The following is a 23,497-nucleotide window of genomic DNA, read 5'->3' on the forward strand; positions in this document are numbered from 1 at the left end:
CATTGATGAGTACGATTGCCGCCGAACGCGCACCGTCGCGCAGCCGCCGCCGGTTACCCGAACCGAAGCACTGGGTCGGGCAGGCGGGGCTGTGGACGTTCACCGCCGCGCTGATCGCCATTCACCAGGGCAAGGTGCTGACGCTCGCGTTTCCGGTGCTGGCCATCGCGGTCGGCATCTGGCTGTATTTCAAGAGCCCGGCGCGCTACGTCGGCTTCATGTGGTGGGTGTGGTTCCTGAGCCCCGAAGTGCGGCGTCTCGCCGACTGGTCGAAGGGCGCGTTCACGCCGACCAGCCTGATCCAGGTCGCGCCGCTCGCGGTGACGATGATCGCCGGGTTCGGGCTGCTCAGGCATTACCGCGTGCTCGCCCAGCGGCGCGGAATTCCCGTGCTGCTGATGCTGTTCGGGCTGACGTATGCCTATCTGGTCGGGCTCGTGTCGAGCGGCGTGATGGCCGCGACGTACGACCTCGCGAACTGGGTGTACCCGGTGCTGATCGGCTTTCACATCATGGTCAACTCGCGCGACTATCCCGAGTACCGCGACGTGCTGCTGTCCACGTTCATGTGGGGCATGCTCGTGATGGGCGTGTACGGGGTCGTGCAGTACTTCGTGATGCCGCAGTGGGACGTGCTGTGGATGATCGGCTCGGACATGGGTTCGCAGGGCGAGCCGGTGCCGTACGGCGTGCGGGTATTCAGCACGATGAACTCGTCGGGGCCGTTCGCGTTCGCGATCATGGGCGCGCTGGTGTTCGTGTTCGCGGCACCGCAGAAGGTCCGCTGGTTCGCGGGCGCCGCCGGCTTCGTGTCGTTCGCGCTGTGTCTCGTGCGCTCGACCTGGGGCGGCTGGGTGATCGCGCTCGCGATCCAGCTCGTGCAGTCGAGCAACCGCGTGCGGATGCGGATCCTGATCAGCGGTGTCGTGCTGGTCGGGCTGTGCGTGCCGCTGCTGACCGTCGGGCCGGTGGCCGACCGGCTCGGCCAGCGTCTGCAGTCGATCACGAACCTGAAGGACGACCGCAGCTACGACGACCGCAACAAGTTCTACGCGACCTTCGCGCAAACGGCGTTTACCGACGTCGCCGGCGAAGGGATGGGCGCGACGGGCGCGTCCACCAAGCTGTCGAGCGACAGTGGCGAGCTCGGCAAGTACGGCAGCTTCGACAGCGGCGTGATGAACGTGCCGTTCGTGCTCGGCTGGCCCGGCACGCTGCTGTACCTGTCGGGCGTCGTGATGCTGCTCGCCCGCACGCTGCGCGCGGCGTTCAAGTTGCGCAAGGACAAGTTCGTCGGCGCATGCCTGAGCCTGTGCCTGTCGGTGTTCGCGATGCTCGTGTTCACGAACTCGCTGATCGGCACGGGCGGCCTGCTGCTGTTCACGGCCATTTTTTCCATACTATCCGCGGCGCACTGGCAAAAGGCACAGCGCCTGCTGGTCGCCGCGCGTTCACGGGGAGGCGACCATTGAGAATCGCGATCGTCACGCACGTCGTGCGACATAACGACGGGCAGGGCCGCGTCAATTACGAAATCGCGCGCGCGGCGCTGGCCGAAAACTACGAGGTCACGCTGGTCGCGTCGCATGTCGCGCCCGAGCTGCTGGCCGACCCGCGCGTGCGCTGGGTGCCGGTCAAGGTCGGCGGTTTCTGGCCGTCGAATCTCGTCAAGCAGCAGGTGTTCGCGCTCAAGAGCGCGGCCTGGCTGCGCGCGCATCGCGGCGAATACGACGTGCTGCACGTGAACGGCTTCATTTCGTGGATCAAGGCCGACGTGAATACCGCGCACTTCGTGCACGGCGGCTGGTTCAAGAGCCCGTACTACCCGTTCGGGCCGACGAAGGGGCTGTGGTCGGCCTACCAGTACGTCTATACGCGTGTGAACACCTCGCTCGAGCGCTGGGCGTATCGGCGTTCGCGCGCGATCACGGCCGTGTCGCAGAAGGTGGCCGACGAGATCGCCGGGCTCGGCATCGACAGCCGCAAGATCAGCGTGATCTACAACGGCGTCGACGGCAGCGCATTCGCGGGTGCGCAGGCCGATCGCGCGGCGTTCAAGCTGCCGGACGACGCGTTCCTGCTGCTGTTCGTCGGCGACCTGCGCACGCCGCGCAAGAACCTCGGCACCGTGCTGAAGGCGCTGACGAAGCTGCCCGCGAACGTCCATCTCGCGGTGGCCGGCTATCTGCCCGGCAGCCCGTATCCGGACGAGGCGCGCGCGCTCGGCATCGCGTCGCGTGTGCATTTCCTCGGGCTCGTGAAGAACATGCCGACGCTGATGCGCTCGGTCGATGCGTATGTGTTTCCGTCGCGCTACGAAGCGATGAGCCTGTCGCTGCTGGAAGCGATGGCGGCCGGGCTGCCGGTCGTCACTGCCCGCACCGCCGGCGGCGCGGAAATCATCACGCGCGACTGCGGAATCGTGCTGGAAGACCCGGACGATCCGGCCGCGCTCGCGCAGGCAATCGGCTCGCTCGCGGCATCGCGCGACACCTGTCGCGCGATGGGCGACGCGGCCCGCGAACTGATGACCCGTTTCGGCTGGGCCCACATGGGTGCCCAGTACGTCGCGCTTTACCGGCGCATCGGCCAACCCACGCAGCCGTCCGCATTCGAGCGGGTCGAGCATGCAGTCACGCAGGAGCAGTCGTGATGTCCCAATCTTCCCGGCCGATCAAATCGTTGCAAATCGGCATGCACTGGTTCCCCGAACGCGCGGGCGGCCTCGACCGGATGTACTACTCGCTCGTCGGCGCGCTGCCGGGCGCGGGCGTCGAGGTGCGCGGGCTCGTCGCCGGCTCGCCGAAAGTCGCCGACGACACGGGCGGTGCGATCCAGGGCTTCGGGCCCGCGTCGCAGCCGCTCGCGCGCCGGATGCTCGCCGCGCGCCGCGCGCTGCGCGACGAGATCCGCAGCGCGCGGCCGGACGTGATTTCGTCGCACTTCGCGCTGTACACGTTCCCGGGCCTCGACGTGACGCGCGGGATTCCGCAGGTCTCGCATTTCCAGGGGCCGTGGGCCGACGAAAGCCAGGTCGAGGGCGCCGCGTCGCTCGGGCAGCGCGCGAAGCGCTATCTCGAACAGGCCGTGTATACGCGCTCGTCGCGCCTGATCGTGCTGTCGCAGGCGTTCGGCCAGATCCTGACGAACCGCTACGGCATCGACCCGTCGCGCGTGCGCGTGATTCCGGGCTGCGTCGATACCGCGCAGTTCGACACGCCGCTCACGCCGGCCGAGGCGCGGCACAAGCTGCAACTGCCGCAGGACCGGCCGATCGTGCTGGCCGTGCGCCGGCTCGTGCGGCGCATGGGGCTGGAGGACCTGATCGACGCGATCGGTCTCGTCAAGCATCGCCATCCGGACGTACTGCTGCTGATCGCCGGCAAGGGCAAGATCGGCGAGGAACTGCAGCAGCGCATCGACGAGGCCGGGCTGCAGGACAACGTGAAGCTGCTCGGTTTCGTGCCCGACAACCATCTCGCGGCGCTGTACCGCGCGGCGACGGTCAGCGTCGTGCCGACGGTCGCGCTCGAAGGCTTCGGGCTGATTACGGTCGAATCGCTCGCGTCGGGCACGCCGGTGCTGGTCACGCCGGTCGGCGGGCTGCCGGAGGCGGTCGCCGGGCTGTCCAACGATCTCGTGCTGCCGTCGACGGGCGCGGATGCGATCGCGGAAGGGCTCGGCGGCGCGCTGTCGGGCGCGATCGCCCTGCCGGACGAGGCCGCGTGCAAGCGCTACGCGCGCGACCATTTCGACAACGCGGTGATCGCACGACGCGTCGCCGGCGTGTACGAAGAGGCGATCCAGGCGGCGGGGTAAGCGAACGCGGCACGTCGCCGCGACACTCGAGCCGGCGCGCGCATGTGCGTCCGGTTCGCAGGCCGGTCGCTCATGCCGGCCGCCCACGCCGGCCGCCCACGCCGGCCGCCCACGCCGGTCGCCCACGCCGGTCGCCCGATTCGGGCGAGCCGGCTTTTTGCCGTTTGCTGCCCGGAAGATCGCCGTGATTCGCGCGTCGTTTTCAATCCGCGTCATCACGCCCGAGCGTCACGACCCACACGACGAACGCGGCCACGCTGACCGCCGCGCCCAGCCCGCAGACGCCGATCCATCCGGCGTGCGCGTACATCATCGTCGACGCGATCGCGCCGAGCCCGCTGCCGACCGAATAGAACAGCATGTAGCAACCGACGAGGCGGGCATGCGCATCGGGCCGCGCACCGAGGATCCGCACGAATTGCCCCGAGGAACCACGTCATTTCCCCCAAGGGGACTTCCTGCGGAGCGCATGGCGGGAAGGAAAATAATGCTGTCGACAGGTAGCTTCTTCCACGGGTTAGGATCACCGGCATGAACCTTGTCTACCGCTACCGCGTGAAGTCGCTCAACGGACTGCTCAACAAGCAGAGCCGCGCGGTGAACTACGTCTGGACTTCACGTGACACGGATAGCGACGGCCGACAACCATCCGGCCGTGACGTACCGGCGCGATCGGCTCAAGTGCGGTTGGCGCTGCGGAAAATCGGCGTAGCCGGGCCGCTCAGTGCCGCTCGCCGCGCCAGCGCCCGGGGGCGACGCCGAAGCGTTTGGTGAACGCGTGCGTGAAGGTGCTCTGGTCGGCGAAGCCGACCATGCCGGCGATGTCGACGAGCGGATGGCGGCCGTCGGCGAGCAGCACGACGGCGGCGTCGAGCCGCAGCCGCTGCAGATAGCGATGCGGGGTTTCGCCGAACGCGTCGACGAACAGTTGATGAAACCGGCGCATCCCGTAGCCGCAGTGCGCGGCGAGATCGGCGATGCGCAGCGGCTCCGCGAGCCGCGCGCGCAACCAGCGGTCGATGCGCGCGAAATCGAGGCCCGTCGCGGGCGCGGGGAGGCTGGTGTCGCCGAGCAGTGCGTCGCACAGACGCGCGGCGGCCTGCCACTGGAAGCGATGCGCGTGCCGCGCGTCGCCGGCCGGTCCGTCGAGTTGCGCGGCCGCTGCCGCGACCTGCGCGACGAGCGAGGTCAGTGCCGGGTCGATCGACACGGCACGCGCGCTGTCGAACAGCCGCTGCGGCACCGCGAGCGACGCCGCCGGCAGGTCGAGCACGAGCTGGCGATTGTCGCCGAGGCCCGCGTAATCGTGGCGCGCGCCGGCCGGAATCAGCCAGGCCGCGTGCCGGTCGATGCGCTGGCCGACACCGTCCACCGCCATCACCATCGCGCCATCGATGCCGAGCACGACCTGGTGAAAGTCGTGCACGTCGGACGCTTCGCACCTGTCGTAACGGCGCAGCGCGATGGCGGGAGACGGGATGCGTTCCATCGGAAGGACGTCGACCGGCGGTGTCGTCAGACGGCGAGCAGTTCGACTTCGAACACGAGCGTCGCATTCGGCGGGATCACGCCGCCTGCGCCGCGCGGACCGTAGCCGAGTTGCGGCGGGATCGTCAGGCGACGCACGCCGCCGACCTTCATGCCCTGCACGCCTTCGTCCCAGCCCTTGATGACCATGCCGCCGCCGAGCACGAACGCGAACGGGTCGTTGCGGTCCTTGCTCGAGTCGAATTTCTGACCGTCGGTCAGCCAGCCCGTGTAGTGGACGCTGACGGTCTGGCCGGCTTGCGCTTCCGCGCCGGTGCCTTCGGTCAGGTCTTCGAATTTGAGGCCCGATGCGGTCGTGGTGACAGACATGACTTCTCCTGAAAGGGGTTGGGTAAAACCGCTATTGTAGGCGAGCGCGCAGGGCGCCGCCGCAGGCGGCGAGGGCCCGGCGGCGTGCCGATCGCACGTCGGTCGCGGCGGCGGTCACGCAGCGCGCGAAACGCGAATGGAACGCGCGTTTGAATTTTTCGCGAGCCGGATCGACGGGGTTGCACCGCGCGGACGGGGCGCGTGTATGAATCGGTGCTTCCCGGCCGCTCGGCGTCGCCTCGAACGCCGCCGCGCGATCTCGCAAGACGCCCGTCACGCGGGGCTTTCACGCCGATTGAGCGCCGCGCGCGCGTTGCCCGCCCGCCGGTTGCGCACGGGTGCGCGCGTTCGAATCGCGGTCCGCCCGAACGCCGCTCGAGCGTCGTTTTTTTTCATGCTGCCGACCGTTCCTTGTTTGGAAGCGCGCGTCTACCGCGCAGCTTGCGCGCGGCGCCGGCGGGCGCCTATCTTTACAGCTATCAATGTCAAGATTTCGGCGTTGCGCGATGCGCTGCCCGGACCGCGCCGACAAGGCCGCAACGGTTGACGGGCCGCCCGAAAAACAAGGAGAACGACGAGCATGAAGTCAGCCGCTTCCGCCACCGCGGCCGAGGTGATGCCGGTACGCCGCGACCTGCGCTTCGACCTGCCGGTCGAACGTGCGAAGGACTGGCATGGGCTCGGCCCGTACGTGACCCACTTCTTCAACGCGCTGTCGCTGCTGTTTCCGGCCGGCGAGCGCTTTTTCATGGATTCGGTGCGCAACTATCGCGACCGGATCGACGATCCGGTGCTGAAGCGGCAGGTGCTCGGCTTCATCGGCCAGGAGGCGATGCATACGCGCGAGCACGTCGAATACAACGCGCTGATGCAGGCGAACCGCCTGCCCGCGCACAAGCTCGACAAGCGCATCTGGACCGTGCTCGGTTACATGAAGCGCAAGCTGCCGCATTCGGTGCAGCTCGCGCATACGGTCGCCGCCGAGCACTACACGGCCATGCTTGCTGACTGGCTCCTGAGCGATCCGACGCGCTTCGCAGGCTCGGTCGACGGCTACCGTCAGATGTGGGTGTGGCACGCGCTCGAGGAAACGGAGCACAAGACCGTGTCGTTCGACGTCTGGAACGTCGCGATGAAGCCGGGCCTGCGCCGCTACCTGATCCGCATCGGCGTATACCTGCTGACGACGCTGACGTTCTGGCCGGCCGTGTTCCTGCTGCACGTGACGCTGTTGTCGCGCGATCGCGACATCGAGCATCGCGTGCGCGGCATGCTGCGCATGATTGCGTTCCTGTACGGGCCGCGCCGCGGGCTGTTCCCGCGCATCGCGGGTGAATGGCTGAGCTTTTTCCGGCCCGGCTTCCACCCGTGGGACCACGACAACCGCCATCACCTCGCGCGGGTCGACGCGCTCGTCGCCGCGTACGGCGAACACGACGGCGGATCGCCTGGCCGTGGCCGCGCCAACGCGCTCGCGCCGCTCGCGTCGGGTCGCTGACGCGGTCGCCGGGCCGCGCGGCACGCCGCACGTGTTGCGTTCCTGCATCGGCCCCGTTTTCATCTGATGATTGACCGGCGTCAAGCGGAAACGGTTGCGCGTGCAGGTACCGCTATGGCTGCCGTGCTGCGCCCACGCATGCTGCCGGTCCGATTCCCCGTGCCCCGCATCGCGAGCCGATCCGGCGCGCCCGCACCGGCGCGGCTTCGCGCGTTCGATATCCGTGCGACCTTGGTGCGCGCCCGTCGCGCCACCGGGAAAACACCCATCTAGCCGCGCGCCGGCGGTATCGATATACCGTTCATGAAAGAAAAGATCTTCCCGGCGTCCGATTGTTGCCGGGGGGATTTTATTCGGACGGAAATACGGCCAATATGTCGGTTCGATCGAGGTCCTTCGGACGCGGCGGCGAGCCGGCGCACGATACCAACGCCAAGCGGGGAACAACGATGGTTGCAAGGTCACCCGACGCAAGCGGGACGACGGCGTCCGAGACGCCGCTCGTGTCCGTTACCGCCCCCGAGGCCGGACGCAAGCTGTTCGTGATCATGCGTTCACCGGACGAGCCGTTGCTGGCGCAACTGCGCGGGCTCGGCTGGGATATCTCGGTCGCGAAGACGGCCGGCGCCGCGCAGAACATGACGTCCGGCGTGAACGTCGCCGCCGGGCTCGTCGATTTCTCGGGCTTCACGTCGCGCGACTATCCCGCGCTGAAGGCATGTCTGAGCCAGCCGGCGATCGGCTGGATTTCCATCGCGCAGGCCGGCGTCACGATCGGCGCTGCCGTGCGCGAGCTGATCCGCAGCTATTGTTTCGATTACGTGACGCTGCCGCTGCCGTACGAATGGATTTCGCACGTGCTCGGCCACGCACGCGGGATGGCCGCGCTCGATCGCGTCGACGGCGCGGCCTACGCGGCGTCGATCGGCGAGCACGGGATGATCGGCAACTGCGAAGCGATGCAGCAGCTGTTCAGCACGATCCGCAAGGTCGCGAAAACCGACGCGAGCGTGTTCATCTCCGGCGAGTCGGGCACCGGCAAGGAGCTGACGGCGCTCGCGATCCACGAGCGCTCGGCGCGTGGCAAGGGGCCGTTCATCGCGATCAACTGCGGCGCGATTCCGCATCACCTGCTGCAGTCGGAACTGTTCGGCTATGAGCGCGGCGCATTTACCGGCGCGAACCAGCGGCGCGCGGGCCGGATCGAGTCCGCGAACGGCGGCACGCTGTTTCTCGACGAAATCGGCGACATGCCGGTCGAAAGCCAGGCGAGCCTGCTGCGTTTCCTGCAGGAAGGGAAGATCGAGCGCCTCGGCGGCCAGGAATCGATTCCAGTCGACGTGCGGATCATCTCGGCGACGCACGTGGATCTCGACGGTGCGGTCGAAGCCGGACGCTTCCGCGCGGATCTCTATCACCGGCTCTGCGTGCTGCGCATTCACGAGCCGCCGCTGCGCGCGCGCGGCAAGGACATCGACATCCTCGCGCATTACGTGCTGCAGAAATACAAGGCCGACAGCGGCCGCAAGATCAGCGGCTTCACGTCGGCGGCGCTCGACGCGATGCGTCGCTACGAGTGGCCCGGCAACGTGCGCGAGTTGATCAACCGGGTGCGCCGCGCGATCGTGATGGCGGAAAGCCGGCTGCTGACGCCGCACGATCTCGGGCTCGAGACTCCGGGCGAAACGGAGCCCGTGACGCTCGAGCAGGCGCGTTCGCTTGCCGAGCGCGTCGCGATCGAGAACGCACTGCTGCGCAACGATCACCGGATCAACAAGGCCGCCGCCGAACTCGGCATCTCGCGCGTGACGCTCTACCGGATGATGATCGAGCACGGGCTCAACGACCATGACAACAGCGGCGACAACGGCGGGAAGGACGGATCGCCGCCCGACGACGCCGACCACCAGCGCGTCGGCTGACGGCGGCCGGAAAGCGCCGCGGCCGGCCCGTGCGCGGGCGGCCTGCGGCATGTAAAGGGCGTGAAACGTTTCGTGCCGGCGGCCGCGCAAATCGACCCGGCAAACGCGGGCGGCGGCATGCGACCCGTGCCGGGAAAATTTTCCGGATCGTCCGCGCGCCTTGCCCGGCAAGGCATGGCCGCCACGTGGCCGAGGCTGCCCGCGCCCGGCATGTTTCAGTTTCGCAACGTCCTGCATGTCCCGCCCGTTCCGGCGGCGGGCTTGTCCGATGAAAGCCTTGTGCAGCCGGCCGCGAACGAAGCTGGCCCGCTCCTTGCGGCGGTTGGGGGGCGAGAGTCGACGACGTGACGTCCGGCCGGTTCGGCAGCGAACCATTCGAGGACCGGCAAGGACGCAGTCCGCGGGGATGACCGGTCGGACGGGCAGCATGGCCCCGTTCCGGACGGCACGGGCCGTCGTCGTCGGATCGTCGGGGCACCGGCGGTGTCCGGTTGCCGGCACAAGCAACGGCTCGAATACGGGGTAGAAAAATGAACGATCGCCACACGCAGCGGCCGGCAGGCCGCGATCGCAGTGATTCGACCCATCGCCGGTCGACCGCGCACCTTGCCGCCGGCCGGCATGCGTCGACAGGCCACCTCTGCGCGCCCGGTGCGAGGCGGATCCGGTTGATACCCGGTCATCCGCGCCGGGCCGGCGCTTTCCCGCTCGCCGATCCGATCCGCATGGGGATGTGCACGCGGGCGCCGGTACCCCGGCGCCCGGTCTTCGCTTATTGACGACGTCGAGCGCCTGCGGTCGCCAGCGCAGGCGCTCCGTTTGCAATGCGAATGACTTGCGGCATCCGCTTGCGCGATACGGACGATGAAACCGGCGCGACGTCAGACGTCAGGGAGGCGTCGGCGTCCGGCGAGAAGGGGAGGGGCGGTTGGGCCGCGCGCGACGGGCATCGCACCCGTCCGCGCGCGGCGCCGCTTCAGCCGCCGTAGATGTCGAAGTCGAAGTATTTCGACGCGAGCCGCTTGTAGGTGCCGTCCTTGACCATGTCGAGGATCGCGCGATCGATCTTCGCCTTCAGGTCGGCGTCTTCCTTGCGCAGCCCGATGCCGGCGCCGATGCCGAGCACCTTCTCGTCGACGAGTTCGGGCCCGACGAACTGGTAGCCCGCACCGCGCGGCGACTTCAGGAAGCCGATCGCGGCCTGCACCTCGTCCTGCAACGCGGCGTCGAGGCGGCCCGACGTCAGGTCCGCATACACACCGTCCTGGTTCTGGTACGACACGACGTTCGCGCCCTGCTTCGCCCAGTACGCCTTCGCATACGCTTCCTGCGTCGTGCCCTGTTCGACGCCGATCGACTTGCCCTTCAGCGATTCGGCCGTCGGCAGCAGCGGCGAACCCTTCTTCACGACGAGCCGTGTCGGCTGGTTGTAGATCTTCGTCGTGAAGCCGATCTGCTCCGCGCGCTGCGGCGTGATCGACATCGACGACAGCACCGCGTCGAACTTCTTCGCCTTCAGCGCCGGGATCATCCCGTCGAAATCGTTCTCGAGCCATACGCACTTCGCCTTCAGCCGTGCGCAGATCTCGTTGCCGAGGTCGATGTCGAAGCCGACGAGCTTGCCGTCGGGCGCCTTCGATTCGAACGGCGCGTAGCTGGCGTCGGTGCCGAAGCGCAGCGTGGTCCAGTCCTTCGCGGCGGCGGGGCCTGCCGATACCGCGAGCAGGGCGATCGAAACGGCGGCAATCAGTCTCTTCATGGTGGTTCCTTGGCGTGGTCTATCCGGTTCTGGGCGACACGGTCGCTGCGGGGACGCACCGCGACCCGGTGCGCTGTCCGCACGACCATTAACGCAGAAAATAAAATATCAGTCCAGAATGGACAAAAAATATCGATCGTTCGGACAGAATACCCGCGTCATCGCTGGCGACGCTTGCATAAATACGAAAATGGACTAATCTTGTTAGTAAATTCGTTTCGAGACTAACGATCATGTCACAGCCCGCCTTCGATCCGCATTCCGCCTCGCGGCAGGTTTCGGTCGCGCAGATGTCGGCGGCCGGCCTGCGTGCGTTCTTCAACATCGCGCGCGACTGGGCGTTGACGATCGACGAACAGATCGTGCTGCTCGGGTCGCCCGGCCGTTCGACGTTCTTCAAGTGGAAGGCAGCGCCCGAATCGGCACGCCTGCCGCGCGACACGCTCGAGCGGCTATCGCTGCTGCTCGGCATCTACAAGGCGCTGCAGATCCTGCTGCCGCAGCCGGCCGCGGCCGATGCCTGGGTCAAGCGGCCCAACGACGCGGCGCCGTTCGGCGGCAAGCGCGCGCTCGACCGGATGCTCGCCGGCAACGTCGGCGACCTGATCGCCGTCCGGCAATATCTCGACGCGATGCGGGGTGGCTGGGCGTGACGATGCCGACCGACGTGCAACACTGGCCCACGACCGTCGTCGACTGGGCACCTGCCTATCGCGTGATTCCCACCCGTTTTCCGGCCATCAACCTGTTCGACCGCGTTGCATCCGCCGAGGATTTCGATGCGCTCTATGCGCTCGAATCGCTGACCAACGACCGCATCCGCAATGAAGTCGGCACGCTCGAGCTCGTGCCGCCGTCCGAGCGCCGCTACGGCCAGGGCTGGGGGCCGATCATGGCCGCGTTCACGCATCTGAATCCGCAGGGCAGCCGCTTTTCCGACGGCAGCTACGGCGTGTTCTACTGCGGGCGGTCGCGCGATACGGCGATCGCCGAAACGCGCTATCACAGCGGTCTGTTCCTGGCCGCGACGAAGGAGGCGCCGATGCGCCAGCAGATGCGGCTCTATACGGTGGTCGCGCAGGGCGACGTTGCCGACGTGCGCACGTGGCCGCAGCGCAACCCGGGGCTGCTCGATCCGCTCGATTACAGTGCCGGGCAGGCGCTCGGCCGCGCGGTGCGCAATGCAGGCGGCGCGGGGATCGTCTATCCGTCGGTGCGCGACCCGCGCGGCGAGTGTCTCGCGGCGTTCCGCACGACGCTGCTGCGCGACTGTCATCATGCGGCGTATCTCGAATACAACTGGAACGGTGCCGCGATCGATGCAGTGTTCGAGCTGAACCAGGTCGGCTAGCGCTGTGCTCGCACACGCAAACGCGCGGGCATGGGCCCGTGATTGGCGTGAACAGGCCTAGGGCAGCGGCAGGTCGCCCGCATGACGTGCGCGCGCGTCGGCCTGGCTGAGCGACCACGTGTCGCCCGTGCGCGGTTCGACGATCGTCAGGCGTCCGGACGGCGCGAACGCACCGGTGTCGATGAACCATTGCGCGCCGATGCGCTGCGGCACGCGCACGGGCGTGTGGCCGGTGCAGGTCAGCGACAGGCCTGCCTGCCGGGCTGGGTCGGCGAGCCCCTGGACCAGGTCGCGCCCCCAGATCAGCCGCTCGCGCACGTCGGGCGAATAGCTGCCCGTGTCGAGTTCGGCGTCCGGACCAAAAAATTCCGCATGCAGCACGTTGAAGCGCGCGGGGCCGTCGCCGATCACGCGCACGAGCGGCAGCGCGTCGACGCGCGCCGCATGCGCATGCAGCCGTTCCGGCGGGAGATCGGCGCCCCAGTCGCCGCCGATCCCGCGCCACGCATCGGGCGACAGCTTGCCGCGCGATACGAGGCTCAGCACTTCTTCGTGATTGCCGCGCACCACATGGCACCACGGGCGGTCGAGCAGCTCGAGCGCGGTTTCGGACGCGGGGCCGCGGTCGACGAGATCGCCGACCGAGAACAGCCGGTCGCGAGCCGGGTCGAAGCCGATGTCGTGCAGCAGCGCGCGCAGCACATCCACGCAGCCGTGCAGATCGCCGACCACGAAGTCACGGCCGGCCGCGTTCGCGGGATGGTGGCAGAGGACGGGAGTCATCCCGATATCTTAGGCGCTGACGCCCATCGCAACGTCATGCGGGAATGGCGATAATCGGGGCGGTACCCGCCGGCGCGACGCCGCGGGCCGTTCGCACGCGGGCCGAACCCTTTCCATCCGCTTTCGGAATCACACGATGACGCTTTATCCGCAGGTTTTACGCAACCGGCCGCGCATGGTCGCCGCCTTCGTCGCGGGCGTGCTGTGCGCGGTGCTGCTGCCGTTCCAGCTGAGGCTGACCGCGCGTGCGCTGGTCGGCTGGGATTGCACGGTCTGGCTGTATCTCGTGCTGATGTGGGTGCGCATGGTCACCGCGCATCATCACCAGGTGCGCGAGATCGCGATCCGCGAGGACGAGAACGCGACGACCGTGCTGACGGTCATCTGCATCGCGACGGTCGCGAGCGTGGCCGCGATCGCGATCGAGCTCGCCACCGTGAAGAACGTCGGCTTTCGCGCCGGGCTCGGCCATTACGCGGTCACGGGCGCGACGCTGTTCGGCGCATGGTTCCTGATCCCGACGATCTTCACGCTGCACTATGCGCGGCTCTATTACGGCTCGCCGGGCAGCGATCGCGCACTGCGATTCCCCGACCGCAACCCCGAGCCCGACTACTGGGATTTCCTGTATTTCGCGTTTACGATCGCGGTCGCATCGCAGACGGCCGACGTGTCGCTCGCGAACCGCGCCGCGCGCCGCGCGGTGCTCGCGCAATCGATCCTGTCGTTTTATTTCAACATGGCCGTGCTCGGGCTGTCGATCAACGTCGCGGCAGGGTTGCTGGGCTGACGCGGATTACGTGTGCGGTTCGGTCGGACCGCCGCGCGCCCTCACGCGCCGCTCCGCATCGCGATCCACGCACCCCAGAACAGGCTCGAGAAAAAGCGCAGCGGCGCGTCGAAGCCCGCATCGTGCAGGAATGCGAACACGGCTTCCTCGGCCGCCGGCGGATCAGCGCCCTGCAGGATTTTCGCTAGCTGCGCACGCACGGCGTCGGGCGTCGCGCCCTTCATTCGCCAGCGCTGCCGCCATGCGTCGAGCAGGCGAGGGTGGTCCGCGTAGCGGCGATAGTTGCCCGCGATCACGAGCGGTGCGCCGGGCTTCAGGCGGCGCGCGATCGCGTCCAGCAGCGCGGCCTTCGCCGTGTCGCCGGGGACGTGATGCAGCACGCCGATCAGCGTCGCGCCGTCGAAGGCCGGCGCATCGGGCAGAGCATCGACGCCGGCCTCGACGAATTGCGTGCGTGCGGCGAAACCCGCCGCTTCGACGTTGGCACGCGCGAGCGCGAGCATCGGCGCGGACGGATCGACGGCCGTGAACTGCCAGCCGGGTTCGAGCGCGGCGGGCACGCAGATTTCCTGCCCCGTGCCGCCTGCCCCCACGACGAGGAGTCGCGCCTCGGGCACGCCGATCGCCGACGCGAGCATGCACGCGGCGAGCTCGTGGCACGCGTCGTAGCCGGCGAGCGCGATGCGGGATTGTTCGGCGTATTCGTGCGCGCGTGCCGGATCGAACTTCGCGATGCTGGTGGGGAGCGACATGGCGGATTCCTCGAATTCGGGCGCGGACGGGTTGTCCACGCGCATCGCACCGAGCGTATGCGCGGGGCTGCGGCGCAACAAGGCGAGCGGCCATTCCGGTATGCGAACTACCCGACTCGGCGCGCATCGCGCGCAAACGTTGCCGGGGTCGATTCGCATTTAAAAAGGTGAGGATTCGATGCGTCGTGATCATGAAACCGGCGCATACTTTTCTCCCCCCCCCTTGCCTGGCCGTCGCATGCCGGGCCCCGATGCGCCGCGCGGATCGCGCGGCCATGCCGCTCGGCACGCACGAGGAGCGCATCATGTCAGATTGTCCGCACGATCCGTATGCGCAGCACTACATTCACTGCCTGCCGTTCGGCGCGCAGCCCTGCGGCGCGCTCGGTACGGTGCCGCGTACGCATTTCCGCGTGTGGGCGCCGGGCAGCACGCATGTTCAGCTCGAACTCGATACCGGCAACGGCCCGACGCTCGTCCCCATGACGGCGGCCGGTTCGCACTGGTTCGAAGTGTTCGTCGAATGCGGTGCGGGCGCGCGTTACCGTTACCGGCTCGACGATGTCGCGTCGATTCCCGATCCCGCATCGCGTTCGCAACCGGACGGGCTCAACGGCCCGAGCGAGGTCGTCGATCCGCGCGCGTTCACGTGGCGCAATACGTTCTGGCGCGGACGCTCGTGGGAAGACATCGCGCTCTACGCGATTCGTCCGCACGCGGTGGGCGGCTTCGACGGCGTGCGCCGCCGGTTGCCGCAGCTCGCGCGTCTCGGCGTGACCGCGCTGGAGTTGCTCGCGTCGCCACACGACAGCCTGCCGTTCGCGCCGCTCGCGGCCGAGGGCGGCCCCGACGCGCTGAAGGCGCTGATCGACGACGCGCACGGCTACGGTCTCGCGGTGCTGCTGGAACTCGATTACGCGCGCTTCGGCAGTGGTACCGACGCGCTGCGCCATTACGCGGTGCCGTTCTTCCATACGCGCGACGATCCGCTGCAGGCGCCGCCGCTCGCGCTCGACCATCCGGAAGTCTGCGACTTCTTCTGCGACAACGCGCTGTACTGGATCGACGAATACCGTTGCGACGGTCTGCGGCTGCGCGAGGCCGACCGGATCGGCACGTCGTGGCTGCGTGAGATCGCCGATCGCGTGCGCGCGGCCGTGCCGGCCGACCGGCTGATCCACCTCGTGCTCGGCAGCGAGCGTCATCCGGTGCATCTGGCCGATACGCATTTCGATGCGCAATGGAACGGTTGCGGAGAACGCGCGCTGCATCGGCTGACGGGGCGCGACGCGTCGGCTCACGAAGGGATTTCGCCCCACCAGTCGATCCATACGCTCGCGCGCGCGCTGACTGCGGCCGGCGCGGCGTTCCAGCCGGCCACGGCGGGCGACGGCCCATGCGCCGAAGGGCTGTCGCTGACGTCGCTGGTGCTGTCTGACGGTGCATGGCACGAGAGCGAGCATGGCGACCGCGAGCCGGACCCGGGCCTCGCGGCGCTTGCGCTGTCGCTGCTCACGCCGCAGATCCCGCTGATCTTCGACGAAACCGCGCGCGATGTCGATCGTGCGCATTTCGTGCAGTCGGCGCTCGCGGTGCGCGCGAAGCTGATCGCGCCGCGGCTGTCCGATTGCCGGCCGCAGGACGCGCATACGCTGAAGGCGAGCGGTGACGGCGATGCCGATGCGCTGCTGGCGTCATGGCGGCTCGCCGATGACGAGACGCTGACGATCGCACTGAACCTGTCGCCCGACGCGGTGCCGTTCGAGGCGCCGAGAGGGCAGGTCGTGTTCGAGACGCCGGCACGCGCACGCGACCGGGTCGATGAAGGTGAGTTGCCGCCGTATTCGCTCGTTGCATGGCTGACGGGTGACGTCAACCATTACGCGCTGACCCACGACGTGCGCCGGATCGACGACAGTGCATGGCGCGCCATGCGTCCCGATCCGCGCGTGTGATGCCCGCAAGGCCGGGCGCTGGCGCGCCCGGCCGCCCTTACCAGAAGCTGCGAATGCCCGCGACGCCGTACGCGCCGTGGCGGCGCGCGTCGTCGAGATGCGCGCGCGTCATGCCGCCGAGCGCATAGACGGGCATCGCGGCCTGCGCGGCCAACGCGGCGAATCGCGTCCAGCCGAGCGTCGGCGCGCCGGGATGGCTGAGCGTCGGCAACACGGGCGACAGCGTGACGAAATCCACGCCCGCGCGCGCGGCCAGCATGAGATCGTCGGCCGCATGGCAGGCGGCCGACACGCGGCGCGCGGCCGGCAGCGGCCGTTGCGCGACGGCGCGCAACGCGGCGCCGTCGAGGTGCCAGCCCGCGCCGTCGAGTCGCATCACGCCGGCCGCGTCGATCGGCCCGTTGAGCATCAGTTGCGCGCCGGCCGCGTCGCAGCGCGCGAGCGCATCGGCGGCCAGCCGCGCGAACGCGGTCGCGTCGAACGACTTCACGCGCAACTGCACGAGCGTTTCGCCGCGCGCGAGCACGGCCGACAGCCGGTCGAGAAACACGCGGCAATCATTGGCCGACGCGGACGCCGGCTCCGGCGTGATCACGCAGCAGCGCGGCAGCGCCGGGCTCATCGCGCGCGCCGAGCGGCGGCCGTCATTCGTCGGCCTCCTTCGCGATCTTCGGATAGACGCGCACCAGCACGATGCGCGGACCGTTCATCTTCTTCACGACGACGTCGAAGCGATCGAACGACACGCGCTGCCCTTCGGTCGGCAGATCGCTCAATGCCTGGATCACCAGGCCGCCGACCGATTCCGCACGCCCTTCGTCGATGTCGATGCCGAGCGCCTGCTCGAGCGACACGACGGGCAGGCTGCCCTTGCCCATCAGCGTGCCGTCGTCGAGGCGGCTCCAGTCCGCGTCGCCCTGACGGAACTCGTCGTGGATCTGGCCGACCAGCGCACCGAGCAGGTTGTCGAGCGTCAGGAAGCCGATCGGCTTCGCGCCCTTGTTGCCGACCAGCGCGAAGTGCGGCGCGCCCTTGCGGAAGCGGCGGAACAGTTCCAGCGCCGGCGTGTCGGGCTTCACGTACTGCACCGGGCGCACATAGTCGGACAGGTCCTCGAGCGCCGCACCGGCGTGACGCGCGAGCAGCAGGTCCTTCAGGTGGATCAGCCCGCTCACCTGTTCACGCGACGCATCCTCGAACAGCGGATAGCGGCTGAAGCGGTGCCGCGCGACGATTTCCATGTTGTCGGGCAGCGGCAGGTCGCGGCGCAGGCCGATCATTTCATGCGCCGGCCGCATCAGGTCCGACACCGTCATCGACGAGAAATCGAGCGAATGCGCGAGCGTGTTCCACTCGTCGTTGGTGTATGCGCCGCGCGCCGGCTGGGCCGCGTTGCCCGCGCTGCGGCGGCTGCGCAGGATCAGCTTCAGCTCGTCGGTCGAGTAGTGCGCATCGCCGCCGTGGTCGGCCGACAGCCCCGCGAGCTTCAGTACCGCGTTCGCGCTGCTGTTGAGCACCCAGATCGCCGGATACATCGCCCAGTAGAACGCGTACAGCGGCAGCGCGACCCACAGGCCGACCTTTTCCGACTGGCGGATCGCCATCGATTTCGGTGCGAGCTCGCCGACCACGATGTGCAGGAACGAGATCAGCGAGAACGCGAATACGAGCGAGATCAGATGCACGATGCGTTCGGATTGCACGCCGATCAGGTCGAGCAGCGGGCCGATCAGCTCCGCGAACGCCGGCTCGCCGACCCAGCCGAGGCCGAGCGACGCGAGCGTGATGCCGAGCTGGCACGCGGACAGATACGCGTCGAGCCGGCCATGCACGATGGCGAGGATGCGCCCGCGCAGGCCGTGCTTGCGGGCAAGCGTCTTGACGCGCGTCGCGCGCAGTTTGACGAGGCCGAATTCGGCTGCGACGAAAAACCCGTTCAGGGCCACCAGGAACAACGCGCCGATGAGCGCGAAGATCTGTAACAAAGAATCGCTCCAGTCATGACAGGCCCATCAGTATAGGGCCGGAAAGCAAAATGTAATGTGTCGGGCGGCCGATTGCTTACACCGGCGCCTCGCAGGGCACGGAGAGCGAGAGGGTGACGGCGGTACTGTCGGCGAACGGGGTGTGCGTGAAGCTGCCGCCGTGCGCGAGCGCGACACGCTGGCACAGCGCGAGCGCCGATGCGACGCGCTTCGCGTCGCGCGGATGCAGCATCTCGCGGCGCGCGAACGGTTCGAATACATGCGGCAGCGCCGGATCGGCGAGGGCGTCGGCGTTCACGTCGCAGGTGACATGCGCGACGCACTGCGCCCCGTCGCGCGTGCAGGCGAACGTCACGCGGCTGCCGGCGGCGCTGGCTTCGATGGCGGTCGTCAGCATCGTCCAGAGCGCCTGCGCGATGCGCTCGCGGTCGGCGGTCAGCGACGGCGCGCCGTCGGGCAGCGTCGCGTCGACGGTGACCTGCCGGGCGTCGGCGAGCGCGAAGCGCGCCAGTGCGAGCGTGTCGTCGAGCAGCGGGCGCAGCGCGAACGGCCGCGCGGTGATCGCGAGGGTGCGCGTCGCCGCGCGCGGCGCGTCGAGCACGTCGTCGATCAGCGCGACCTGCTGGTCGATCCCCGCGCGGATGCCCGCGAGCGCGCGTTGCAGGTTCGGGTCGGCGCTGGCGAGCTGGCGCTCGAGCACGTATGCCCAGCTGTGCATTGCGTTCAGCGGGCTGCGCAGGTCGTGCGATGCCGTGGACAGCGCCTGGTCGCGCAGGAACAGCGCGGCCTCGGCGGCATAGTGCGCTGCGCGTTCGCGCAGCAGGTCGGCGGCGGGATCGACGGGAGTGGACGTCACGGAGCTGGCCTGTCGGAAGCGGTTGGCATGAAAAATACGCGAACCGCCATTATAGGGATCGCGCGCGTCACGCCGGCAGCGCGTCCTCGTCCTTTTTCCGGGTGTCGCCGTTCGGCAGCAGCTGGCAGGCGAGCAGGCCGGCCAGCATCAGCGCGCAGCCGACCAGCGCGCGCAGCGTCAGCGTCTCGCCGAGCGCGGCCCAGCCCGCGATGGCCGCGAACACGCCTTCCATGCTGAAGATCACGGCCGCGTGCGCGGGCGCCGCATCGCGCTGCGCGACGACCTGCAGCGTATAGCCGACGCCGACCGACAGCAGCCCGCCGTACAGCAGCGTCGGCAGCGCGCTCTTCAGCATCGCGACGCTGGCCGGCTCGATCGCGAGGCCGGCCGCGAGACACAGCGCGCCGCACGTGACGAACTGCAGGAACGCGAGCACGAGCGGATCGTGCCGCTTCGCGAAATGGCCGACGGCCATCACGTGCGCGGCGATGATCACGGCGCCCGCGAGCTGGAACCAGTCGCCGTAGAGCACCGAGAAATGCTCGTCGATGCTGAGGAAGTACAGGCCGATCGCCGCGAGCAGCGCGCCGAACCACGTGCCGGTGCCGATCCGGTGGCGGACGAACACGCCCATCAGCGGCACGATCACGACGTAAAGCGAGCTGATGAAGCCCGCGTTCGCGACCCGCGTGTACTGCAGGCCGACCTGCTGCAGCGAGATCGATACGGCAAGCAGGCCGCCGAGCGCGAGGCCCGGCACCAGCAATGCCGGCTCACGGCGAATCGCCGCGAACTGCGCGCGCGACGCCGCTTTGAACGTCAGCAGCGGGATCAGCACCAGTGCGCCGAGCAGGAAGCGCAGCCCCGTAAACAGGAACGGCCCGATCACGTCGAGGCTCAGACGTTGCGCGACGAATGCCGAGCCCCAGATCGCGGCGGCGGCGAGCATCAGCAGGTTGGCACGGAGGTGCTTGCGGGCTTCGGGCTTCATCGGAATTCTTCAGGAGATTGCGGGCGGCGAAACCGCCTAGTTTACGCCGAGATTGCAATGCTGTCGGAAAACCTACGCAGTGCGGCCGCCGCGCGGGCGTCGCGCACGCGTGAATAGAGCACGACCTGCGACTGCGGCAGCGGCGGCAAGCCGAATTTCGCGCCGACGTCGACCAGCGTGCGTGGTGCGACGCGCCGGGCCAGCGGACAAACCGCCAGCCCGGCCGCGGCGGCGGCCGTGACCGCCGCAACGCCGCCGCCCGTGAAGCGCTCGCGCCACGGCCGTCCCGCATGCTCGAGCGCGCGCAGCGCGGCGGCCCGCACGCCGCACGGCCCGGCCAGCACCGCGAGCGGCAGCGGTTCGCCCGCGCGCGGCGCCCAGTCCGGTGCCGCGAGCCATGCGAGCGGTTCGGTAAACAGCAGCGTGCCGTCGTCGCGCGGCGGATCCTCGCCCGGTTCGTGCCGCACGATCGCCGCGTCGAGCCGCCGTTCGTCGTATTGCGCGAGCAGGTTCGCCGACATCCCCAGATGCATTTCCAGCGACAGCCCGGGATCCTGCCGGTGCAGGCTCGTCAGCACGGCGGGCAGGTCGGGCACCGCGACGTGCTCGCTGACGCCGACCGACAGGCGGTGCGTGCCGGCCGAAATCGCGCCGAGCGCCTGGTCGTGCGCGTCGAGCAGCGCGCGGGCGGCCGGCAGGAAATTTTCGCCGTCCGCGGCCAGCTTGACGACGCGCGGCGTGCGCGCGAGCAGCGGCTTGCCGAGGTGTGCTTCGAGCCGCTTCAGCTTCAGGCTGACGGCCGATTGCGTGGTGCCGAGCGCGTCGGCGGCGCGCGTGAAGCTCGCGAGATCGGCGACCAGCACGAACGCGCGCACCGCATCGAGGTCGAGAACTTTCATTTCAGATGCAAATGAATGAAATATTGATCAATGACTGTTAATTATAGTTCTGCGCGCCTAACCTGACGTTGCGTTTCCGATTCTCAACGTCACCGAAAGGAGCAGGACCATGCCATTCACCCGTATCGCGGTGCGCGAAGGCAAACCGGCCGCCTACCGTGCGGCGCTCGTCGACGGCGTGCATCGCGCGCTGATGCACACGTTCAACGTGCCCGAGGACGACATCTTCATGGTCGTGACCGAGCATTCGGCCGAGAACTTCTTCTTCGGCCGCCACTACCTCGACATCGAACGCAGCGACGATCTCGTGATGGTCCAGATCACGGCGAACAACACGCGCACGCTCGAGCAGAAGCAGGCGCTGTACCGGACCATCGCCGAGAACCTCGCGCGGCAGCCCGGCGTGCGGCCGCAGGACGTCTTCATCAGTCTCGTCGAAGTGCTGAAGGAGGACTGGTCGTTCGGCAACGGCATCGCGCAATACGTCATTTGACGCGCGGCGGGGCGACAGGGCCAGACCGTCGCCCGCGCGTTTGTGCGGCGTGTACTATGGAAGCTGCTTCACGGGCGACGCCGGCACGGAGGATGCGCCGGCGATTCTTCATGTGCAGGAGCCTCCATGTCGCGTGTGCTGGAAATCGTGTTGTGCCTGTCGCTGGAAGGTTGGCCGGTCAAGGCGGGAAGCCGGGCCCGCGGTGAGCAGCGTGACTTCGGCGCCGAACTTGTCCGCGCGTGGCGGATCTGTTCGCAGGTGCGGATGCGGCGCGGCCAGGAGCGCGTGACGATCGAGCCGTGCCAGGTCGAGGAGGCCGAGCCGAGCCCCGGCGAGTGCTGGTGGACGTGGATCGAGTCGAACGCGCAGGGGCGGCGCGTCGTCGCGTCGCGCACGAAGGTATTCGCGCCCGGCGTCGTGGCGCGCGAACTGTTCGATGCCGAACACGCGGGCATCGCCGTGGCCACGCCCGCGTCGGCGCCGATCGCCGATGCGGAATCGGCGGGCGCGACAGGCGAGGGCGACCGCGTGCCGGCCAACACCGCTGACGAGGCGGCAGTCGCCGCATCCACCGGACCGGCGCCGCTGCGGCTCGTCAGCGAGCGGCGGCGCGGGCGATGGGCGGACGACAGCGGCGTGGTGGTCGAGATGACGCTCGACGACGTGACGCTGCACCGCGGCGCCGAGCCCGCGTGCCGCCACGTCGAGCTGCGCCTCGCGGCGCCCGACTGGGAAACCGTCGCCGCACGCACGGCCGCGCTGCGCGCGCTGTTCGCCGCCGCGCGCGAGCTCAGCGGCGCATGGCCCGCGTTCGTGCAGCTGACCAGCGTGATCGATCGCGCGTGCGCGGGCGAGCCCGCCGTCGCCGGCCCGGTCAAGGCGCAACTCGTCGACCTGACCGGCGTCCGCACGCAGCGGGCCGCGCTGTTCGCGCTGTCCGGCGACATCGCCGCGCAATGGCTCGGCAACGAAGGCGGCGTGCTCGATCGCGACGATCCCGAATTCGTGCACCAGATGCGCGTCGCGCTGCGCCGGCTGCGCACACTGATGCGCTTCTTTCCGCGCTTCGCGGACGAGCAATGGCAGAGCACCTTCGGCGTCGATTTGCGCTGGCTCGCCGCGCTGCTCGGCACGGTGCGCGACTGGGACGTGTTCTCGACCGAAAGCCTGCCCGCGCTGATCTCGGCCGATGGCGGTAGCGCCGACTGGGACGGCACGCTCGACGCCGCGCGCGTCCAGGCGATGGCGGCGCGCGTCGAACTGCGCCAGGCACTGCATTCGGCGCGCTATGCACGCCTGACGCTCGGCTGGCTCGAATGGCTGAGCGCGCTCGCGCTGCCGCCGGCCGCCGGCGACGACACGCCGTCGCTGCGGCGTCACGCAACCAAGCGCGTGCGGCGGCTGTTCGGTCACCTGTATGCATCGCCGTCGCTCACGTCGCTCGATACGGTCGCCCGGCACCAGGTGCGGATCGATGCGAAGCGGCTGCGCTATGCGCTCGAATTCTTCGCGTCGCTGGCATCGCGCCGCACCCGCAACGAAACGGTCAAGACGCTCGCGCGCGTGCAGAGCGTGCTCGGCGAGGCGAACGACACGATGGTCGCTCTGCACCATCTCGAGCAACTGGCGGCGCCCGCGTATCAGCTCGGCTTCGTGCGCGGCTACGGTGCCGCGCTCGAGCAACGCGCGGCGCGCGACGCCGAGGTGCTGCTCGCGAGCCTGCGCCCGCCGAAGCTCGACGGCAAGCCGCGTTGAGCGGCGCGGGCTCACTATAATGGCCACCCGTT

22 protein-coding genes and 1 pseudogene are annotated in these 23,497 nt (G+C 68.8%); 12 read left to right on the forward strand and 11 right to left on the reverse strand.

Annotation, left to right across the window (positions count from 1 at the left end):
- The first annotated feature begins 5 nt into the window (after window positions 1-5).
- The 3 genes from DIE06_RS01750 to DIE06_RS01760 are packed head-to-tail and all read left to right on the forward strand — an operon-like array spanning window position 6 to window position 3,819.
- On the forward strand, window positions 6-1,472 hold the full coding sequence (locus DIE06_RS01750) for an O-antigen ligase (RefSeq protein WP_124659883.1): 1,467 nt from the start codon (window positions 6-8) through the stop codon (window positions 1,470-1,472).
- On the forward strand, window positions 1,469-2,653 hold the full coding sequence (locus DIE06_RS01755) for a glycosyltransferase family 4 protein (protein WP_124659884.1): 1,185 nt from the start codon (window positions 1,469-1,471) through the stop codon (window positions 2,651-2,653). Before DIE06_RS01750 ends, DIE06_RS01755 begins: the two co-directional genes overlap by 4 nt.
- Window positions 2,653-3,819: a glycosyltransferase family 4 protein gene (locus tag DIE06_RS01760; protein WP_124659885.1), complete on the forward strand. Its 1,167-nt coding sequence runs from the start codon at window positions 2,653-2,655 to the stop codon at window positions 3,817-3,819. Before DIE06_RS01755 ends, DIE06_RS01760 begins: the two co-directional genes overlap by 1 nt.
- Window positions 3,820-4,021: 202 nt before the next feature.
- Here DIE06_RS01760 and DIE06_RS01765 read toward each other — a convergent pair.
- The 3 genes and pseudogenes from DIE06_RS01765 to DIE06_RS01780 all read right to left on the reverse strand — a co-directional run.
- A pseudogene (locus tag DIE06_RS01765) lies at window positions 4,022-4,228 on the reverse strand (MFS transporter); the annotation flags it as partial.
- 312 nt (window positions 4,229-4,540) lie between these two features.
- Entirely contained in the window at window positions 4,541-5,308 is a 768-nt protein-coding gene (locus tag DIE06_RS01775) for an AraC family transcriptional regulator (RefSeq protein ID WP_124659886.1), read from the reverse strand.
- A 26-nt stretch (window positions 5,309-5,334) separates the two neighbouring features.
- Window positions 5,335-5,676 carry an FKBP-type peptidyl-prolyl cis-trans isomerase gene (locus DIE06_RS01780; protein ID WP_124611858.1) on the reverse strand — a complete coding sequence of 114 codons (342 nt, stop codon included), beginning with the start codon at window positions 5,674-5,676 and terminating at the stop codon, window positions 5,335-5,337.
- A 580-nt stretch (window positions 5,677-6,256) separates the two neighbouring features.
- On the opposite strand from DIE06_RS01780, the gene DIE06_RS01785 reads away from it, so the two are divergent.
- The 3 genes from DIE06_RS01785 (at window position 6,257) to DIE06_RS01795 (ending at window position 9,444) form a co-directional block, all read left to right on the forward strand.
- Entirely contained in the window at window positions 6,257-7,174 is a 918-nt protein-coding gene (locus tag DIE06_RS01785) for a metal-dependent hydrolase (RefSeq protein WP_124659887.1), read from the forward strand.
- A gap of 449 nt (window positions 7,175-7,623) precedes the next feature.
- The gene (locus DIE06_RS01790; protein ID WP_124659888.1) at window positions 7,624-9,096 is read left to right on the forward strand and encodes a sigma-54 dependent transcriptional regulator; all 1,473 of its coding nucleotides are present in this window, start codon (window positions 7,624-7,626) and stop codon (window positions 9,094-9,096) included.
- 60 nt (window positions 9,097-9,156) lie between these two features.
- Window positions 9,157-9,444 carry a hypothetical protein gene (locus tag DIE06_RS01795; protein ID WP_124659889.1) on the forward strand — a complete coding sequence of 96 codons (288 nt, stop codon included), beginning with the start codon at window positions 9,157-9,159 and terminating at the stop codon, window positions 9,442-9,444.
- Between the two features lie 628 nt (window positions 9,445-10,072).
- Here DIE06_RS01795 and DIE06_RS01805 read toward each other — a convergent pair.
- Window positions 10,073-10,855, reverse strand: coding sequence for an ABC transporter substrate-binding protein (locus DIE06_RS01805; RefSeq protein ID WP_124495629.1), 783 nt, complete (start codon window positions 10,853-10,855; stop codon window positions 10,073-10,075).
- A gap of 233 nt (window positions 10,856-11,088) precedes the next feature.
- Between DIE06_RS01805 and DIE06_RS01810 the strand changes: the two genes are divergently transcribed.
- Both DIE06_RS01810 and DIE06_RS01815 read left to right on the forward strand, forming a co-directional pair.
- Window positions 11,089-11,508: an MbcA/ParS/Xre antitoxin family protein gene (locus DIE06_RS01810; protein WP_124659891.1), complete on the forward strand. Its 420-nt coding sequence runs from the start codon at window positions 11,089-11,091 to the stop codon at window positions 11,506-11,508.
- Between the two features lie 2 nt (window positions 11,509-11,510).
- Entirely contained in the window at window positions 11,511-12,206 is a 696-nt protein-coding gene (locus tag DIE06_RS01815) for an RES family NAD+ phosphorylase (protein WP_124660048.1), read from the forward strand.
- 57 nt (window positions 12,207-12,263) lie between these two features.
- Here DIE06_RS01815 and DIE06_RS01820 read toward each other — a convergent pair whose 3' ends face one another.
- Window positions 12,264-12,989 carry a metallophosphoesterase gene (locus tag DIE06_RS01820; protein WP_124659892.1) on the reverse strand — a complete coding sequence of 242 codons (726 nt, stop codon included), beginning with the start codon at window positions 12,987-12,989 and terminating at the stop codon, window positions 12,264-12,266.
- 136 nt (window positions 12,990-13,125) lie between these two features.
- Here DIE06_RS01820 and DIE06_RS01825 point away from each other — a divergent pair, with 136 nt between their 5' ends.
- The gene (locus DIE06_RS01825; protein WP_124659893.1) at window positions 13,126-13,779 is read left to right on the forward strand and encodes a DUF1345 domain-containing protein; all 654 of its coding nucleotides are present in this window, start codon (window positions 13,126-13,128) and stop codon (window positions 13,777-13,779) included.
- 41 nt (window positions 13,780-13,820) lie between these two features.
- Here the strand turns inward: DIE06_RS01825 and DIE06_RS01830 are convergent, their stop codons facing one another.
- On the reverse strand, window positions 13,821-14,531 hold the full coding sequence (locus DIE06_RS01830) for a class I SAM-dependent methyltransferase (RefSeq protein ID WP_124659894.1): 711 nt from the start codon (window positions 14,529-14,531) through the stop codon (window positions 13,821-13,823).
- 305 nt (window positions 14,532-14,836) lie between these two features.
- Here DIE06_RS01830 and DIE06_RS01835 point away from each other — a divergent pair, with 305 nt between their 5' ends.
- Entirely contained in the window at window positions 14,837-16,486 is a 1,650-nt protein-coding gene (locus DIE06_RS01835; RefSeq protein ID WP_124659895.1) for a DUF3459 domain-containing protein, read from the forward strand.
- Window positions 16,487-16,523: 37 nt separating this feature from the next.
- On the opposite strand, the gene DIE06_RS01840 is transcribed toward DIE06_RS01835, so the two are convergent.
- The 5 genes from DIE06_RS01840 to DIE06_RS01860 form a co-directional block, all read right to left on the reverse strand.
- Window positions 16,524-17,108 (reverse strand): thiamine phosphate synthase, encoded by a 585-nt coding sequence (locus tag DIE06_RS01840; RefSeq protein ID WP_124659896.1) that lies wholly within the window; start codon window positions 17,106-17,108, stop codon window positions 16,524-16,526.
- A gap of 22 nt (window positions 17,109-17,130) precedes the next feature.
- Window positions 17,131-18,471, reverse strand: coding sequence for a hemolysin family protein (locus DIE06_RS01845; protein ID WP_124659897.1), 1,341 nt, complete (start codon window positions 18,469-18,471; stop codon window positions 17,131-17,133).
- A 76-nt stretch (window positions 18,472-18,547) separates the two neighbouring features.
- On the reverse strand, window positions 18,548-19,327 hold the full coding sequence (locus tag DIE06_RS01850; RefSeq protein ID WP_124659898.1) for a sensor histidine kinase KdpD: 780 nt from the start codon (window positions 19,325-19,327) through the stop codon (window positions 18,548-18,550).
- Window positions 19,328-19,394: 67 nt separating this feature from the next.
- On the reverse strand, window positions 19,395-20,318 hold the full coding sequence (locus tag DIE06_RS01855; protein ID WP_124659899.1) for a DMT family transporter: 924 nt from the start codon (window positions 20,316-20,318) through the stop codon (window positions 19,395-19,397).
- 41 nt (window positions 20,319-20,359) lie between these two features.
- On the reverse strand, window positions 20,360-21,217 hold the full coding sequence (locus tag DIE06_RS01860; RefSeq protein WP_124659900.1) for a LysR family transcriptional regulator: 858 nt from the start codon (window positions 21,215-21,217) through the stop codon (window positions 20,360-20,362).
- A 109-nt stretch (window positions 21,218-21,326) separates the two neighbouring features.
- Here DIE06_RS01860 and DIE06_RS01865 point away from each other — a divergent pair, with 109 nt between their 5' ends.
- Window positions 21,327-21,710 (forward strand): tautomerase family protein, encoded by a 384-nt coding sequence (locus DIE06_RS01865; protein ID WP_124659901.1) that lies wholly within the window; start codon window positions 21,327-21,329, stop codon window positions 21,708-21,710.
- 126 nt (window positions 21,711-21,836) lie between these two features.
- Window positions 21,837-23,465 carry a CHAD domain-containing protein gene (locus DIE06_RS01870; protein WP_124659902.1) on the forward strand — a complete coding sequence of 543 codons (1,629 nt, stop codon included), beginning with the start codon at window positions 21,837-21,839 and terminating at the stop codon, window positions 23,463-23,465.
- Window positions 23,466-23,497: the final 32 nt, after the last annotated feature.

This window comes from Burkholderia sp. Bp8998, from assembly GCF_003854235.1.
Taxonomy (GTDB): Bacteria; Pseudomonadota; Gammaproteobacteria; order Burkholderiales; family Burkholderiaceae; genus Burkholderia.

Coding starts and splice junctions, on each gene's coding strand:
- DIE06_RS01750 (WP_124659883.1), top strand. CDS start 6: ATGAGTACGATTGCCGCCGAACGCGCACCGTCGCGCAGCCGCCGCCGG.
- DIE06_RS01760 (WP_124659885.1), top strand. CDS start 2,653: ATGTCCCAATCTTCCCGGCCGATCAAATCGTTGCAAATCGGCATGCAC.
- DIE06_RS01775 (WP_124659886.1), bottom strand. CDS start 5,308: ATGGAACGCATCCCGTCTCCCGCCATCGCGCTGCGCCGTTACGACAGG.
- DIE06_RS01780 (WP_124611858.1), bottom strand. CDS start 5,676: ATGTCTGTCACCACGACCGCATCGGGCCTCAAATTCGAAGACCTGACC.
- DIE06_RS01785 (WP_124659887.1), top strand. CDS start 6,257: ATGAAGTCAGCCGCTTCCGCCACCGCGGCCGAGGTGATGCCGGTACGC.
- DIE06_RS01790 (WP_124659888.1), top strand. CDS start 7,624: ATGGTTGCAAGGTCACCCGACGCAAGCGGGACGACGGCGTCCGAGACG.
- DIE06_RS01805 (WP_124495629.1), bottom strand. CDS start 10,855: ATGAAGAGACTGATTGCCGCCGTTTCGATCGCCCTGCTCGCGGTATCG.
- DIE06_RS01810 (WP_124659891.1), top strand. CDS start 11,089: ATGTCACAGCCCGCCTTCGATCCGCATTCCGCCTCGCGGCAGGTTTCG.
- DIE06_RS01815 (WP_124660048.1), top strand. CDS start 11,511: ATGCCGACCGACGTGCAACACTGGCCCACGACCGTCGTCGACTGGGCA.
- DIE06_RS01820 (WP_124659892.1), bottom strand. CDS start 12,989: ATGACTCCCGTCCTCTGCCACCATCCCGCGAACGCGGCCGGCCGTGAC.
- DIE06_RS01825 (WP_124659893.1), top strand. CDS start 13,126: ATGACGCTTTATCCGCAGGTTTTACGCAACCGGCCGCGCATGGTCGCC.
- DIE06_RS01830 (WP_124659894.1), bottom strand. CDS start 14,531: ATGTCGCTCCCCACCAGCATCGCGAAGTTCGATCCGGCACGCGCGCAC.
- DIE06_RS01835 (WP_124659895.1), top strand. CDS start 14,837: ATGTCAGATTGTCCGCACGATCCGTATGCGCAGCACTACATTCACTGC.
- DIE06_RS01840 (WP_124659896.1), bottom strand. CDS start 17,108: ATGAGCCCGGCGCTGCCGCGCTGCTGCGTGATCACGCCGGAGCCGGCG.
- DIE06_RS01855 (WP_124659899.1), bottom strand. CDS start 20,318: ATGAAGCCCGAAGCCCGCAAGCACCTCCGTGCCAACCTGCTGATGCTC.
- DIE06_RS01860 (WP_124659900.1), bottom strand. CDS start 21,217: ATGAAAGTTCTCGACCTCGATGCGGTGCGCGCGTTCGTGCTGGTCGCC.
- DIE06_RS01865 (WP_124659901.1), top strand. CDS start 21,327: ATGCCATTCACCCGTATCGCGGTGCGCGAAGGCAAACCGGCCGCCTAC.
- DIE06_RS01870 (WP_124659902.1), top strand. CDS start 21,837: ATGTCGCGTGTGCTGGAAATCGTGTTGTGCCTGTCGCTGGAAGGTTGG.